This is a genomic window from Pseudothauera lacus (assembly GCF_003034845.1).
GTDB lineage: Bacteria > Pseudomonadota > Gammaproteobacteria > Burkholderiales > Rhodocyclaceae > Pseudothauera > Pseudothauera lacus.
This window is the reverse complement of sequence record NZ_PZKC01000002.1, coordinates 45,719-60,376: the sequence shown is the minus strand read 5'-3', so window position 1 is coordinate 60,376 and position 14,658 is coordinate 45,719. Positions and strand designations below refer to the sequence as shown.

12 protein-coding genes are annotated in these 14,658 nt (G+C 69.2%); 8 read left to right on the top strand and 4 right to left on the bottom strand.

Going from position 1 to position 14,658, the window contains the following annotated elements:
- Nucleotides 1-3: 3 nt before the first annotated feature.
- Nucleotides 4-3,819 carry an ATP-binding protein gene (locus C8261_RS02255; protein ID WP_107492047.1) on the bottom strand — a complete coding sequence of 1,272 codons (3,816 nt, stop codon included), beginning with the start codon at nt 3,817-3,819 and terminating at the stop codon, nt 4-6.
- A gap of 50 nt (nt 3,820-3,869) precedes the next feature.
- Entirely contained in the window at nt 3,870-4,142 is a 273-nt protein-coding gene (locus tag C8261_RS02250; RefSeq protein ID WP_181358818.1) for an STAS domain-containing protein, read from the bottom strand.
- A gap of 300 nt (nt 4,143-4,442) precedes the next feature.
- Between C8261_RS02250 and C8261_RS02245 the strand changes: the two genes are divergently transcribed.
- Nucleotides 4,443-4,748, top strand: a complete 306-nt coding sequence (locus tag C8261_RS02245) for a hypothetical protein (protein ID WP_181358817.1) — start codon at nt 4,443-4,445, stop codon at nt 4,746-4,748.
- Here the strand turns inward: C8261_RS02245 and C8261_RS02240 are convergent.
- Entirely contained in the window at nt 4,732-5,964 is a 1,233-nt protein-coding gene (locus C8261_RS02240; protein WP_107492044.1) for an MFS transporter, read from the bottom strand. The two genes, C8261_RS02245 and C8261_RS02240, sit on opposite strands and share 17 nt — an antisense overlap.
- A 74-nt stretch (nt 5,965-6,038) precedes the next feature.
- On the opposite strand from C8261_RS02240, the gene C8261_RS02235 reads away from it, so the two are divergent.
- The 7 genes from C8261_RS02235 (at nt 6,039) to C8261_RS02205 (ending at nt 12,244) form a co-directional block, all read left to right on the top strand.
- Nucleotides 6,039-6,941 carry a LysR substrate-binding domain-containing protein gene (locus C8261_RS02235; RefSeq protein ID WP_107492043.1) on the top strand — a complete coding sequence of 301 codons (903 nt, stop codon included), beginning with the start codon at nt 6,039-6,041 and terminating at the stop codon, nt 6,939-6,941.
- Between the two features lie 54 nt (nt 6,942-6,995).
- Entirely contained in the window at nt 6,996-7,373 is a 378-nt protein-coding gene (locus C8261_RS02230) for a thioredoxin family protein (RefSeq protein ID WP_107492042.1), read from the top strand.
- Between the two features lie 141 nt (nt 7,374-7,514).
- The gene (locus C8261_RS02225; RefSeq protein WP_107492041.1) at nt 7,515-9,125 is read left to right on the top strand and encodes a SulP family inorganic anion transporter; all 1,611 of its coding nucleotides are present in this window, start codon (nt 7,515-7,517) and stop codon (nt 9,123-9,125) included.
- A 68-nt stretch (nt 9,126-9,193) separates the two neighbouring features.
- Nucleotides 9,194-9,919, top strand: coding sequence for a uracil-DNA glycosylase family protein (locus tag C8261_RS02220; RefSeq protein ID WP_107492040.1), 726 nt, complete (start codon nt 9,194-9,196; stop codon nt 9,917-9,919).
- Nucleotides 9,920-10,012: 93 nt separating this feature from the next.
- Complete coding sequence (can, locus tag C8261_RS02215) at nt 10,013-10,663, top strand: carbonate dehydratase (protein WP_107492039.1); 651 nt, start codon at nt 10,013-10,015, stop codon at nt 10,661-10,663.
- Nucleotides 10,664-10,673: 10 nt separating this feature from the next.
- Nucleotides 10,674-11,570 carry an ROK family protein gene (locus tag C8261_RS02210; RefSeq protein WP_107492038.1) on the top strand — a complete coding sequence of 299 codons (897 nt, stop codon included), beginning with the start codon at nt 10,674-10,676 and terminating at the stop codon, nt 11,568-11,570.
- The gene (locus tag C8261_RS02205) at nt 11,555-12,244 is read left to right on the top strand and encodes an MOSC domain-containing protein (protein ID WP_235864806.1); all 690 of its coding nucleotides are present in this window, start codon (nt 11,555-11,557) and stop codon (nt 12,242-12,244) included. The genes C8261_RS02210 and C8261_RS02205 overlap by 16 nt, the downstream gene beginning before the upstream one ends.
- Before the next feature lie 9 nt (nt 12,245-12,253).
- On the opposite strand, the gene C8261_RS02200 is transcribed toward C8261_RS02205, so the two are convergent.
- Nucleotides 12,254-14,422, bottom strand: a complete 2,169-nt coding sequence (locus C8261_RS02200) for a primosomal protein N' (RefSeq protein ID WP_107492036.1) — start codon at nt 14,420-14,422, stop codon at nt 12,254-12,256.
- Between the last annotated feature and the right edge of the window lie 236 nt (nt 14,423-14,658).

Genomic DNA, 14,658 nt, shown 5'->3' with positions numbered 1-14,658 from the left:
GATTCAGGGGCCTTTCGCATCCGTATCGTCCTGCACCAGCTCCGCCATCCAGTCGGCGAGGTGACGCAGGGCGGCTTCGTAGTCATAGCTGCGCACGCACTTTTCCAGCGCCTGGCAGTGCCCGGCCCATGCCGCCTGACCGGCAACCAGGGGCTGCAGGCGGGCGACGACCTCGTCGACGCGCGAGTCGTACTCTTCCAGACAACTGCGCGCGACATCGAGCAGGGCAAGCAGCTCGGCACGCGTGGCCGTCCGCGACGGGCCGCCGGCGGCCACTGCGGCCTCCGGCGGGGGCGCCGTGACGGTGCGCGCGATCTCGCCGAGAAAGGCCTGCAGTTCGCTGTCCACGGCACCGATGAGAGCATCCAGGGCGAGATCGCGCGCACCGGCGCGCAGGGCTTCCTCGAGCGCGGCCGCCTTCTCCTGCAGGGCAACAGCGCCCAGGCTGCCAGCCAGGCCCTTGAGGGAATGCACGCGACGGATGGCATCGTCGTGGCGGTGGCTGGCAAGTTCGTCACACAGCGCAGCGATGAACTGCTGGTAGTTGCCGCGGAAGCGGCCGAGCAGGGTAAGGTACTGATGCACCGTGCCGCCGGTCTGCCAGATGCCACGCTCGACATCGATGCCGGCGAGATGGGGCAGGGGCTCGGCTGGCTGGGCCTGCACGGGGCTGCGCACGCTGCCGCCGGGGAGATCGGGGGCGAGCCAGCGCAGCATGCAGCGGGTCAGGTTGTCGGGATCGATGGGCTTGGGAATGTGGTCGCTCATGCCCGCATGCAGGCAGCGCTCGCGATCCTGCAGCATGGCGTTGGCGGTCATGGCGATCACCGGCAGGGTGCGCAGCGCGGGCTGGGCGCGGATTGCGCGGGTGGCGCCGTAGCCGTCGAGCACAGGCATGTGTACGTCCATCAGCACGGCGTCGTAGCGCTGCTGCTGCAGGCGTTCGAGAGCTTGCTGGCCGTTGCCGGCGAGGTCGACCTCGAGGCCGATGGCGGCGAGCAGATGCACGGCCACTTCCTGGTTGAGCTCGTCGTCTTCCACCAGCAATACGCGCTTGCCGCGCAGGTGGCTGCGCACCGTGTCGTCATCGATGCGGGGCGCGGCACTGCCGATCAGCGCCTGGATACCAAACAGACGGGCCACGGTGTTGAACAGGCGGCTCTGCGTGTAAGGCTTGAGCAATATCGCATCGACACCCGCCGGGATACCGCCGGGATCGCCATCGGCAATGTTGGCGAGTACCACCAGCCGTGCTGCGGAGCCCTCCGCACAGGCGGCGCCGAGGCGCGCGGCAAGCTCGCCGGCCGTGCACCCGGCAGCACGCAGGTCGGCAAAGATGAGGTCGTAGGGCGTCCCGGCGGCCGCAGCACCGGCGAGAACGGTGCACGCCTCGTCGACACTGCCGGCTTCGGCGACACGGAAGCGGAAGGCATGCAGATAGGCCAGCAGCACCTCGCGGCCGGCTCCTCCGCTTTCCAGCACCAGTACGCGCAGGCCGTGCAGGCTGGTGAGCTGGGGACGTTCGGCGGGGAGATCGGCAGGAATGCGGAAAGGCAGGCGGATGCGGAAGGTGGTGCCCTTTCCGGGCGCGCTGTCGACGTCGATCTCGCCGCCCATCATGTCCACCAGGCGGCGGCTGATCGACAAGCCCAGGCCGGTGCCACCGTAGCGCCGGGTGATCGAGCGGTCGCCCTGCTCGAAGGGCTGGAAGATGCGCGTGAGCTGATCGGCGGACATGCCGATGCCACTGTCGCGGATGGTGAACTGCAGGCGCACGCGCTCGCCATCGCGGTGCACCACCTCGGTGTCCACGCCAACGCCACCGGCGGGTGTGAACTTGACCGCGTTGCCGGTGAGATTGATGAGGATCTGCTCCAGCCGCGTGGGGTCGCCGATGAGCGCCGGCGGCACGTCCATGGCAGTGTGCAGGGTGAACTCCAGGCCTTTCTCCTGGGCCTTCACCGAGACCACCGTACACAGGCGTTCGAGAACGTCGTCGATGTGGAAGCCGATCTGTTCCAGTGCCAGCTTGCCGGCCTCGATCTTGGAGAAGTCGAGGATGTCGTTGAGCAGCTGCAGCAGGTTGCGCGCCGAGCCATAGACCTTGGTGAGATAGTCGTGCTGGCGGGTGTCGAGCTCGGTCTGCAGGCACAGGTAGGTGAGGCCCATCACCGCGTTCATCGGCGTGCGGATCTCGTGGCTGACGGTGGCGAGGAAGTCGCTCTTGGCGCGGTTGGCCGCATCGGCGGCCTCGCGGGCGCGCAGCACGTGGGGGACGACGCCCTGCAGCACCGCCAGCGACAGCAGCTTGACGGCGTCAAGCTCGGCATGCTGCCAGGGCCGGGCGCGGTTGCGCGCGGTCTCGATCCAGCGTGCAAAGGAGGTCCGCGGCTCGATGCGCGGACCGCTGTCGTCATGTACGAGCTGCTTGTGCGGGTTGCCGGCCCAATGGATCTCGCGCAGTTCCTGGGGGCGGAACCAGCAGATGTAGCTGCGCAACTCGCTGTCGAGGGCGATCGCCAGCAGCCCGGAGGCGATTCCGGCATGTTCGGCAGCGACCGGCAGCAGGCTGGCAAGCTGTTCGGTATGGAGGATGCCGTCGTCGGAAAGATGCGATTTCAGCCATGCCGTCAGGGTGTCAAGGAAGGCGGGCGGTGGCACCTGGCCGATGGTGACGACATGACCGTCGAAGGCCACCACGCAGCCACAGGCATCGGCCAGTCCGAGGTAGTCGCCCTGCACGCGGCGCAGGCCTTCGCCGAGGTCACCGGCATCGCGCACGGCGTGGGTAACGCTGAGCAGCACCTGGCGGGCGCGGCTCTGGTAGCGCTTGCTGGCGAGGTGTTCGAGACTGGCCAGCTTGAGCGAGATGGTCTTGCCGACGAAGCCGAGCAGGTCGCGCTGCTCAAAGGGCACGACGCGGGGGCTGGCACTGTGGCAGGCGATCAGGCCCCACAACCGGCCACCCTGCTTGAGCGACAGGGTGATGCTGGCACGTACCCCCATGTTGCGCATGTAGCTCACGTGGACCGGCGCCATCGCCCGCAGCGCAGAGTGGCTGAGGTCCAGGGGGCGCCCATTGAGCGGGTTGCGCGCCGGCAGCAGGGCGGCGGGTTCGGCTTCGGTATCCTCCATCACCCGCACGAGGTTCTTCTGGTAAAGCAGACGGGCCTGCGGGGGGATGTCGGAGGCGGGGAAATGGTTGCCGAGCAGGCCGGGCAGGGCCTCATTACGGCTCTCGGCGATGACCTCGCCGTCCCAGTGGTCATCGAAGCAGTACGCCAGGACGCGGTCGAAGCCGGTCAGGCGGCGGATCTCACCGACGATGAAACGGCAATAGGCAACCACATCGTCGTCGCGGTCGAAGTGCCAGAGCGCCTCGCGCAGCGGCAGATACATCGATGCGAAGTTCAGGTGCGCGGCGTCGGCAGCGGGGCGCAGCTCGACCACGCGCAGGCCGTCGCTTGCATGGACGAGGGCACTGAGCGCGCACCCCCCTGCGGTGGCAATGGCGAAGGGAATGGACGGATTGCCGATGTCGCGGTGCAGGTGGCGTTCGATCTCATCGCACGCCGCCGCACCGAGCACCTCCGGCAAGGAGCGGCCAAGCACGGTTGCAGCGTCGTCGCCGGTAAGCTGCGCCAGATTGGCGCTGGCCATGCGCACCGTGCCGGCACCGTCACAGGCCAGCAGGGCGCCATGCGGCTGCACGGCGCCAGCCAGATGGATGGGTTCGCTGGCACAACGCTCCAGGGCGGCGGCCAGCAGGCGGTCGGCGTCGACGGCGTCGTCTGCCTGTATAGGGGGCTGGGGCAACATGCACGGGCTCCCGCGCCGCCACGCACCCGGCCGGGTGCGTGGCGCGACGGTCAGACGATGTGGAAGAGGCGGTGGAGGTTGAGCAGGCGCAGGACCTTCATGATGTCGCCGCTGCAGTTGCACAGCGACATCCGCCAGCCCTCGTCCCGGGCACGGTTGTGCATCACCACCAGGGCACCGATGCCCGAGCTGTCGATGTAGCTGAGACGCTCCAGATCGAGCTGCAGGGCGCTGCCGCCGAGGTCCTTGATGACCGGCTGGCATGCCTTGTGGAAATCCAGCGTGTCACCAACTTCAAGGCGGCCGGAAAGTCCCAGCCGCACCACGTCCCCCCCCGAGGACAAGACTGCCAATTCAAAGCCCATCTGCCACCTCTTCGCGGTGAGCACCGTCCCTTGCGGCGCCCGAAACTTTCATCTCTATTACTTTCGTCACGCTAGCACAGGGCCCCAGGCGAGTCACGGCAATTCCTCCAGCGACCGTCGGCCACTTCACGGTACCGCTTACCGTCGCTTACCGCTCAACCATGGCCGGTGGCTCATACTCCAACCAGCAAGTTCGATGGAGGCACAACGATGGTGACGAGCAATATCATTGCGCGGCCTGCACTGACGCTTTGCAGCGTGTTCGCCTTGCTTGCCGTGCTCCCCGTCACCGCCACGGCCGACAACAGTCCGCCGCCCTCTTCCACCGCCGCGCAGAGCGCTCACGCCGTCGGCAGCGCCGCACGCGAGATCGGCGAAGGGGCGGTCGCGCTCGGCAAGGGCATTGGCAGCACGGTGGTCGGCAGCGGACGCAGCATTGGCCACATTGCCCGCGACGCCGGCGTGAAGGTCGGCCAGGGCGCCGCCACCGTCGGCCGCGAGATCGGCCACGGCGTGCGCGACGGTGCCCGCGGAGTGGCCAGGGGCATCAAGGGCGAGGACTGAGCTCCACCGCCGGCAACCGCCGCAGCCACAGCGCCACCGCCAGGGCGGCCGCGCTGCAGCCGGCCAGCAGGGCGACCACGCCGGGCCATTGCGCGGCACTCCACGCCAGCCCCCCCACGGTGCCCAGCACGCTACTGCCGAAGTAGTAGCTGCACAGGTACAGCGCGGCGGCCAGTGCGCGGTGTTCCTGCGCACGCTTGCCGACCCAGCTGCTGGCCGCGGTGTGGGCAGCGAAATAGCCGAAGGTGAACACCCCGACGCCGACGATCAGCACCGCCAGCCGCTCGCTGACCGTCAGCGCCAGCCCGCCGGCCATCACCAGCAGCATCATCCACAGCACGTTGCGGCGGCCGAAGCGGTCGGCGAGTTGGCCGGCCCAGGCCGAGGCGAAGGTGCCCAGCAGATAGAGCAGGAAGACCGCCCCCACGGCACTCTGGCCGAGGTGGAAGGGTTCATCCTGGAGGCGGAAACCGAGGTAGTTGTAGAGCCCGACGAAGGCCCCCATGATCAGGAAGGCGGTGAGGAACAGCCACGGCAGGCCGGGATCGCGGTAGATCGCGCAGACGTCGCGCAGTACGCGGCGTGGGGTGGCGGGGCGGGCGCTGAAATGGCGCGAGGCCGGCAGCCAGCGCCAGAAGGCCAGCGCGGCGAGCGCGCCGAGCACACCCAGCAGGCCCAGCGCGATGCGCCAGGAGAAGAAATCGGTGAGCAGCGCGGAGATGAAACGCCCGCTCATCCCGCCCAGCGCGTTGCCGGCAATATACAGGCCCATCGCGCGGCCCTGCGCAGCCGGCGAAATCTCCTCGCCGAGCCAGGCCATGGCTGCCGCCGGCAGGCCGGCCAGCGCCAGGCCGAGCAGGGCGCGCAGCACCAGCAACTGGTCGAAGCTGGTAACGAAGGCCGAGGCCAGCGCCAGCAGTGCGGCCAGCGCCAGGGCGACGTTCATCACCTGGCGGCGCCCGTAGCGGTCGGACAGGATGCTGGCCGGAATCAGTGCCGCGGCCAGCGCGCCGGTGCCGGCGGATACCGACAGGCTGGCCTGCGCCGGGCTGACCGCGAAGGTGGTCGACAGCAGCGGCAGGATGGGCTGGGTGCCGTAGAGCATGGCGAAGGTGGCGAAGCCACCGAGGAAGAGCGCCTGGTTGGCGCGCCGGAAGGCCGGTGAGCCGGCTTCCAGGCGGGCGGCGGGCGGAGGAGGAGGTGGCAAAGCTGTCATGAGGTGATGCTATTTGCCCTACAAGAGACAGTCCAATATATTCTTCAGACGCCATTGATACATCTGGTATATATATGGAATTGCGCCACCTGCGCTACTTCGTCGCCGTTGCCGAAACGCTGAGCTTCACCCGCGCGGCCGAGCGCCTGCACATCGGCCAGCCGCCGCTGTCGATGCAGATCCGCGATCTGGAGGCCGAAATCGGCGCGCAGCTTTTCGAGCGCAGCCGCCGCAAGGTGGAACTGACCGAGGCCGGGCGGCGCTTCCTGGCGCATGCGCAGGCCATCCTGGCGCGTGCCGGCCATGCCGCCGACGAGGCGCGCCGTGCGGCGCAGGGGGAGATCGGCGAACTGCGCGTGGGCTTCACCTCATCGCTGCCCTTCAGCGAGATGCTGCCGGACCTGCTCTCCGCCTTCCGCCGCGCCCATCCCCAGGTCGACCTGCAACTGCACGAGCTGTTCACCGTGGCGCAGTTCCGCGCGCTGGCCGCAGGCGAACTGGATGTGGGCCTGGTACGCGTCGAGGAAAGTGCCGCACCGCCCGGCATCGCGCTGCGCGAGATCGGCCGCGACCCGCTCAACCTGGTGATCCACGCCGCGCACGCGCTGGCCGGGCGCGAACGCGTCAGCATGGCCGAGCTGGCCGGCGAGGGCTTCATCACCTTTCCGCCGGGCACCGGCACCGGCCTGCCCGACAAGCTGCGCGAACTGGCACAGGCCGCCGGTTACGAGCCGCGCATCGTGCAGACCGCGCGCGAGGCCACCACGCAGATCGGCCTGGTGGCTGCCGGCCTCGGTCTGGCGCTGCTGCCTGCGCAACTTTCCTGCGTGCGCATCGCGCGCGTGCGCTACCTGCCGGTGGCCGATGCCGGGGCCGACTTCCCCGTCGCGGTGGCGTGGCGCGAACCGGCTCCGGCAGCAGTCACCGTGCGTTTTCTTGCCGTGCTCGACGAAGTCTGCGCGATGCGCCGGGCATGACGCCGTCCGCCACGCTGGGTTAGCATGGGCGCTCACCCCCACACGGAGCCGCACATGGCCAGCATCGAGATCACCTCCGAGAACTTCGAAAGCGTCATCGACAACAACCCCATCGTCTTCCTCGACTTCTGGGCGACCTGGTGCGGGCCGTGCAAGAGCTTCGGCCCGGTGTTCGAAGCGACCGCGGAGGCGCATCCGGACATCGTCTTCGGCAAGATCGACACCGACGCCCAGCAGGAACTGGCCTCGGTGTTCGGCATCCGCTCGGTGCCCACCCTGGCGGTGATCCGCGAGCGCGTCATGGTATTCCGCGAGTCCGGTGCGCTGCCGGCCAGCGCGCTGGAGCAGATCGTCGACGGTGTGCGCAAGCTCGACATGGACCAGGTACGCGCCGAGATCGCCGCCGGACAGGACGGCAAACAGGAAGACTGAGCCCCGCGCCGCTTGCATGCGGCGCACTTTTCCCGCATCTTCCGGGACTTGCGACAAAAAACATAACAAGGCGGGAGGAGACAGCGTCCCGGAACATCGGCCACCACCCGCCCGGCCGGTGAGCAGTCGTGGGGAGGCTAGATGGAGTATTCGTTCGGCAAGGCCGGGCTGCGCGGCGACCTGTTCGGCGGCCTGACCGCCGGCGTGGTGGCGCTGCCGCTGGCGCTGGCCTTTGGTGTGGCGTCCGGCGCAGGTGCTGCCGCCGGCCTGTACGGGGCGATCGCGCTGGGCCTGCTGGCGGCGCTGCTGGGCGGCACGCGGATGCAGATCTCCGGCCCCACCGGGCCGATGACCGTAGTCTTCGCCTCCACCCTGGTGGCGGTGGGCGGCAACCTCGCGCTGGCGATGGCCGCGGTGCTGGTCGGCGGCCTGTGCCAGATCCTGCTCGGCATGGTGAAGGCCGGCGGGCTGGTGCGCTTCATCCCCTATCCAGTGGTGTCGGGCTTCATGAGCGGCATCGGCATCATCATCATCCTGCTGCAGATCGCCCCTCTGCTCGGTGCACCGCCGCTGTCCGCACCCCTGAAGGCCCTGCTGGCCTTGCCTGCAACACTGGCTGCGATCAACGGCCAGGCCTTCCTGCTCGCCTTCCTCACCCTGGTGATCGTGTTCCGCACGCCGATGCGGGTCAGCCGCATCGTGCCGGCGCCACTGGTGGCGCTGATCGCCATGACCGTGCTGTCGGTATATGCCGGGTTCGATGTGCCGGTGATCGGCGCAATCCCCATGGGCGTGCCGGAGTTCGTGCTGCCGCAATTCTCCATCGAAACCTGGACCACCGTGCTGGTACTGGGCTTCACCCTGGCCATGCTGGGCAGCATCGACAGCCTGCTGACCTCGCTGGTGGCGGACTCCATCACCCGCACGCGGCACGACTCCAACCGCGAGCTGATCGGTCAGGGCGTGGGCAACATGCTGTGCGCCTTCGTCGGCGGCCTGCCCGGCGCCGGCGCCACCATGCGCACCGTGGTCAACATCAAGGCCGGCGGCAGCGGCCGGCTCTCCGGCGTGACCCACGCGCTGTTCCTGCTCGCCCTGCTGCTCGGCGCCGCACCGCTGGCCACGCAGATCCCCCTGGCGGTGCTGGCCGGCATCCTCATCAAGGTCGGCATGGACATCCTCGACTACCGCATGCTGAAGCTCATCCGCACCGCACCGCGCACCGACGTGGCGGTGATGGCGACGGTGTTCGGCCTCACCGTGTTCGTGGACCTGATCGTCGCCGTCGGCGCCGGGGTGGTGCTGTCGATGGGACTGATCATCCACCAGCTCATCGGCCAGTCCAGCTTCAAGGTGTGGCCGGCTGACGAGGACGCACCTGCCGGCACCCCCGGCTCCACCATGCGCGGCGGGGTGCGGGTGCTGGAAGTCGGCGGCCCCTTCTTCTTCGGCTCCACCAGCCGCCTGATCGACCGCGTCGACCAGGTGCTGGGCACCCGCGCGGTGGTGTTCGACTGCAGCCGGGTGCCATTCATGGACCTCTCCGCGGTGTTCACCCTGGAGGAGATGGTCGAGGGCCTGAAGGCGCAGGACATCGCCGCCTTCGTGGTCGTGCCGCCGCCCATCCGCAGCCAGCTCGCCGCGCTCCGCGCTCCCAGCCTGCCGGAGAGCATCCTCTACGACGACTACGCCACCGCCAAGGCAGCAGCGCGCCTGGTGGCCGACGCACCGCTGCCCGCCGCCAGCGGCTAAGGCGCAAGGCCCGCAGCACGCGCGATGGGGGATAATCGGCGCTTTCCGCTCAGCGCCTCGCCCTACGCATGCCCAATCCCGCCACCCGCCTCATCGACGCCGCCCGCCAGCTTGGCGACGCGCTCGACGGCCTGCGCTTCGCCGCGCCGGTCAGCCATGTCTACAACCCGCTCGACTACGCCTGGGCGATACACCGCGACTATCTGCAGCGCTACGGCGACGGCCGCCGCCGGGTGGTCTTTCTGGGGATGAATCCGGGCCCCTTCGGCATGGTGCAGACCGGTGTGCCCTTCGGCGAAATCGCCACGGTGAGGGACTGGCTGGGACTGGCCGGCGAGGTCGGCCAACCCGCCACACCGAATCCGCAGCGCGCCGTGGAAGGCTTCGCATGCACCCGCAGCGAGGTCAGCGGGCAGCGCCTGTGGGGGCTGTTCCGTACCCGCTTCGGCACCCCCGAAGCCTTCTTTGCCGGCCACTTCGTCGCCAACTACTGCCCGCTGGCCTTTTTCGACCATGGCCGCAACCTCACCCCCGACAAGCTCCCGGCCTCCGAAGCCCGCCCCCTGCTGGCGGCCTGCGACGCACACCTGCGCAGCGTCGTGGAGGCGGTGCAGGCGGAGTGGGTGATCGGCATCGGCGCGTGGGCGGAGAAGCGTGCCGCAGCAGCGCTGACCGGCATGGACGTGCGCCTGGGGCGCATTCTTCACCCCAGCCCGGCCAGCCCCGCGGCCAACCGCGGCTGGGCCGAGGCGGCCAGCGCGCAACTCCATGCGCTGGGAATCTGGCAGAAGTGAGCGGGGAGGCGCGCACGGCTTTCCCCCCGGCGCTCAATAATTCATAATTACGGATATCCCGAACTCTGCGGCCATCCCTGGCCCGATATTCCCATGCGCGACATCGAGCAGCTCTTCGCCGCCAACAAGGCGTGGTCCGAACGCATCCACAGCGAGGACCCGGGGTTCTTCTCGGGCCTCGTTCATCAGCAGTCTCCGGAGTATCTGTGGATCGGCTGCTCGGACAGCCGCGTCCCGGCCAACCAGATCGTCGGCCTGGCGCCGGGCGAGGTCTTCGTCCATCGCAACATCGCCAATCAGGTGGTGCACACCGATCTCAACGCCCTCTCGGTGATCCAGTACGCCGTCGACGTGCTGCACGTCAAGCACATCCTGGTGGTCGGCCACTATGGCTGCGGCGGCGTCAGCGCCGCACTCAACAACAACCGCGTCGGCCTCACCGACAACTGGCTGCGCCACGTCCAGGACGTGCGCGACCGCTTCCAGCACGCGCTCGACGAGGTGGATGATCCGGTGCTCAAGCTCGATCGCCTGTGCGAATTCAACGTCATGCAACAGGTGGTCAACGTCAGCCAGACCTCGGTGCTGCGCGAAGCCTGGCAGCGCGGCCAGAAGGTCACCGTGCACGGCTGGTGCTATGCCCTCACCGACGGCATCATCCGCGACCTCAAGGTCAGCACTTGCTGCCGCGAGCAGGCCATCGAAGTACACCGCGACGCCGTCGACCGTCTGCGCCGCGCCTGAGTCCGGGACCATGCGCATCGGCGTCGACCTGGGCGGCAGCAAGATCGAGCTGATCGCCATCGACGAAGCTGGCGGCGAACGCCTGCGGCGGCGCATCGCCACCCCGCAGGGCGACTACGCGGCCACCGTCGAAGCCGTCGCCACGCTCGTCGAGGATGCCGAGCGCTCCCTCGCCTGCGGCCCCTGCGCGCTCGGCATCGGCACCCCGGGCTCGCTGTCGCGCCTTGGCGGTGTGATGCGCAACGCCAACTCCACCTGTCTCAACGGCCGCGCGCTGCTCGCCGACCTCCAGCTGCGTCTCCGCCGCCCGCTGCAGATGGCCAACGATGCCAACTGCTTTGCCATCTCCGAAGCCACCGACGGCGCTGGCGCAGGCGCGGCAACGGTGTTCGGGGTCATCCTCGGCACCGGCGTGGGCGGCGGCCTGGTAGTCAATGGCCGCCTGCTCGAAGGCGCCAACGCCATCGCCGGGGAATGGGGGCACAACCCGCTGCCCGCACCCGCCGGCGCAGACCTGCCGCTGCCGCCATGCTACTGCGGACGCCATGGCTGCGTGGAGACCTACCTCAGCGGCCCCGCGCTGAGCGCCGATCATCGCCGCCATGGCGGCACCGCAACCGACCCCGCCGCCATCGCCCATGCCGCTGCGCACGGCGATGCCGCCTGCAATGCCACCCTGGCACGCTACGAGGAACGCCTGGCTCGCGCGCTGGCAACGGTGATCAACATCTTCGACCCGGAGGTGATCGTGCTTGGCGGCGGCCTCTCGCGTATCGACCGCCTCTATGCCCGGGTGCCGCGCCTGTGGGGCGCGCACGTGTTCTCCGACCACATCGCCACCCGCCTGCTCCCTGCCCACCATGGCGACGCCTCCGGCGTGCGCGGGGCAGCATGGCTCAACCCCTGACCATGCTCGAACCAGCCACCCTCCCCCTCCTCGGCCTGTACGCCGGCGGGCTGCGCCCGCTCCCCCCCGAAGGCCAGCTCACCGGCATCTACAAGAGCGCGCTGAGCGGCGCCGTGCGACTCGGCGCCGAGGGCTTGGAGGGCGACCGCCAGGCCGACCGGCGCTATCACGGCGGCGTGCACAAGGCCCTCCATCACTATCCGGCCGAGCACTACGCCGGTCTGGCCGCACGCCTGCCCGCGCTGGCCGCCGCCCTGGGCCCCGGCCTCTTCGGCGAGAACCTGTCCACCCGTGGCTGGGACGAGGAAGCAGTGTGCGTCGGCGACATCTTCCGCCTCGGCACGGCGCGCATCCAGGTCTCCGAGCCACGCAGCCCATGCTGGAAGCTCGATTGCCGCGCCGAACACCCCGGACTGTCGCGCCTCATCGCCGCCGAGGGTCTCACCGGCTGGTACTACCGCGTCCTCGAAGAAGGTCTGGTGAGCGCAGGCGACGAACTCCGGCTGCTCGACCGCCCTGCCCCCGGCATCACCCTCGCACGGGTCTGGCGCGCCCGCCTCGCACACCGCCCGGATCCCGCCGAACTCGCCATCCTCGCCGCTGCCAGCGGCCTCTCACCGGTATGGCAGCAGCGCTTCAGCGAACGCCACGACTGGCTGCTGCGCAACGGCTGAGCACGGCTCCTAGACCTCCAGCGGATCGACGTCCACGTTCCAGCGCAGTGTACGTGGCGTGCGCAGTCCGCGCAGGGCGCCCAGCCAGGCGCCGAGAAAGCTCTGCAGGGCGCCGCGTTCGGCGGCTTCGACCAGCAGCTGGGCGCGCTCGCGGCGCGACAGACGGGTCAGGCGCATCGGCACCGGATCGTAGATATGCACCTGCGCAGGGGCCAGCCCGGCGGCGACGGCGGCGGCCTCGCGCAGGAAGGCCACGGCATCCTGCAGCAGGGGGGCATCGGCGCGCAGCATGGCCTGGAAGGTGTGCGGCGGAAAGCCCGCACTGCGGCGCTCGTCTAGGGCCATGGCGGCGAAGGCGTCGAAATCGTGGGTGGCCAGGCAACGGTAGAGGGGGTGTTCGGGGTATTCGGTCTGGATCAGCACCTCGCCGGCGAGATGGGCCCGCCCGGCACGGCCGCCGACCTGCATGAGCTGCTGGAAGAGGCGCTCCGGAGCGCGGAAATCGGCGGCATGCAGGGAGGCGTCGGCACCGACCACGCCGACCAGGGTGAGGCGCGGGAAGTCGTGCCCCTTGGCCATCATCTGGGTGCCGACGAGGATGTCCGCCTCACCCGCGGCGATGGTCGCCAGCAGGGCTTCCCACTGCGCCCGCGTGCGCGCCGAATCGCGGTCCACGCGCAGCACCCGGGCGCGCGGAAAGAGCTCCGCAAGGCGCGCCTCGATGCGCTGTGTGCCGCGTCCGAAGGGCTGGATGTCGTGGTTGCCGCAGCTTGGGCAGGTGCGCGGGATGGGGCCGTCGCATCCACAGTGGTGGCAACGCAGGCGGCGGTCGGCGAGGTGCACGACGAGATTCGCCGAACAGTGCGGGCAGGTGCTCACCCAGCCGCAGGCCGGGCACGACAGCACCGGCGCGTAGCCGCGCCGGTTGAGGAACACCAGGCTTTGCTCGCCGGCCTCGAGGCGTGCGGCGATGGCGCTCTGCAGCGCTGCGCTGAGCCCTTCGTCGAGCTTCAGGCGGCGGGTGTCGATGCACCGTACCTCGGGCAGCGCACTGGCCAATGCACGCTGGCTCAGCACCTGGTAGCGGTAGCGCCCGCTGCGCGCATGCTGCCAGCTCTCCAGCGACGGCGTCGCCGAACCCAGCACCACCGTCACGGCACGCTGGCGGGCGCGCCAGACGGCAAGATCGCGGGCGGAATAGCGCACGCCTTCCTGCTGTTTGTAGGAGGCATCGTGTTCCTCGTCGATGAGGATGAGACCGAGGCGCGGCAGCGGCGCGAAAACCGCCAGGCGGGTGCCGAGGACGATGTCGGCGTGCCCCTCCAGAGCGCGCACGAAACCGCGCGAGCGCGCGCCCTCGGCGAGGCCGGAATGCAGGGCAACGATCTCGGCGCCGGCAAAGCGCGCTGCCACCCGTGCTTCGAGCTGCGGGGTAAGGGCGATCTCCGGCACCAGCATCAACACCTGGCGACCCGCAGCCAGGGCGTTGGCGGCGAGGCGCAGATAGACCTCGGTCTTGCCGCTCCCGGTAACCCCGTGCAGCAGCCACGCGGCGTAACCTGTGGCCGTGGCGGCGATGGCGTCCACCGCGGCGTGCTGCTCGGCGGTCAGGATCGGCAGTGTGCCGCTGACCAGTGGCGCGCCTTCGCGTACCACCTCGGCCCAACCCTTGCGCAGCAGCTCGCCCACCGCCTCGCCATCGGCATGGGCGCGCAGGGCGCTGCGCCGTTGCGGCGCCTGCGCGGCGAGGTGCTGCAGCAGGCGCAGGGCGCGGCTGGCGCGCCGCGGCGCAGCGAGGACTGCCGCCCCCGCCGCGCTCGGCGCCAGCAAGGGATCGGCGGCAAGATCGCGCACCGCGTCGGCGCGGCGCAACCCGGGTGGCAAGGCCAGCGCCACCACTTCGCCAAGCGCGGCATGGTAGTAACGCGCGGTGAAGGCCGCCAGTTCCAGCCAGTCTGCGGGCAGCGGCGAGACTTCGCGCTGGATGTGGCGCACCGCCTTCAGGCGTGTCGCATCGACGTCGGCATCGACGGGCAGGTCGACGATCAGGCCGCTTTTCTCACCGCCGCCGAACGGTACCCGCACGCAGCGGCCGATATCCTCATGACTTGCATCTTCTGCCGTGTAATCAAACAGTTGCGGAATCGGCACGGGCAGCGCTATGCGGACGATGGGCACGCCTGACGCTCCTCGATATCAACTAGTATTGAATAAACAGCAGCTTGCGGCACTTTCTTGACAACCGACATGGGAAAAGGGGCTAAGTCCTTGCCGCCAAAACGGCCCCCGGGCTTGTCCACAAAAGCTGTGGATAACTTTGTGGGAAAAGTGGGTGAAAGCGCTGCAAGCCTGCGTCGCGTAAGCATTTTTGCTGCTTTGCCCCAACAATAGGCAGATTAAAACTTGTTGTTTTT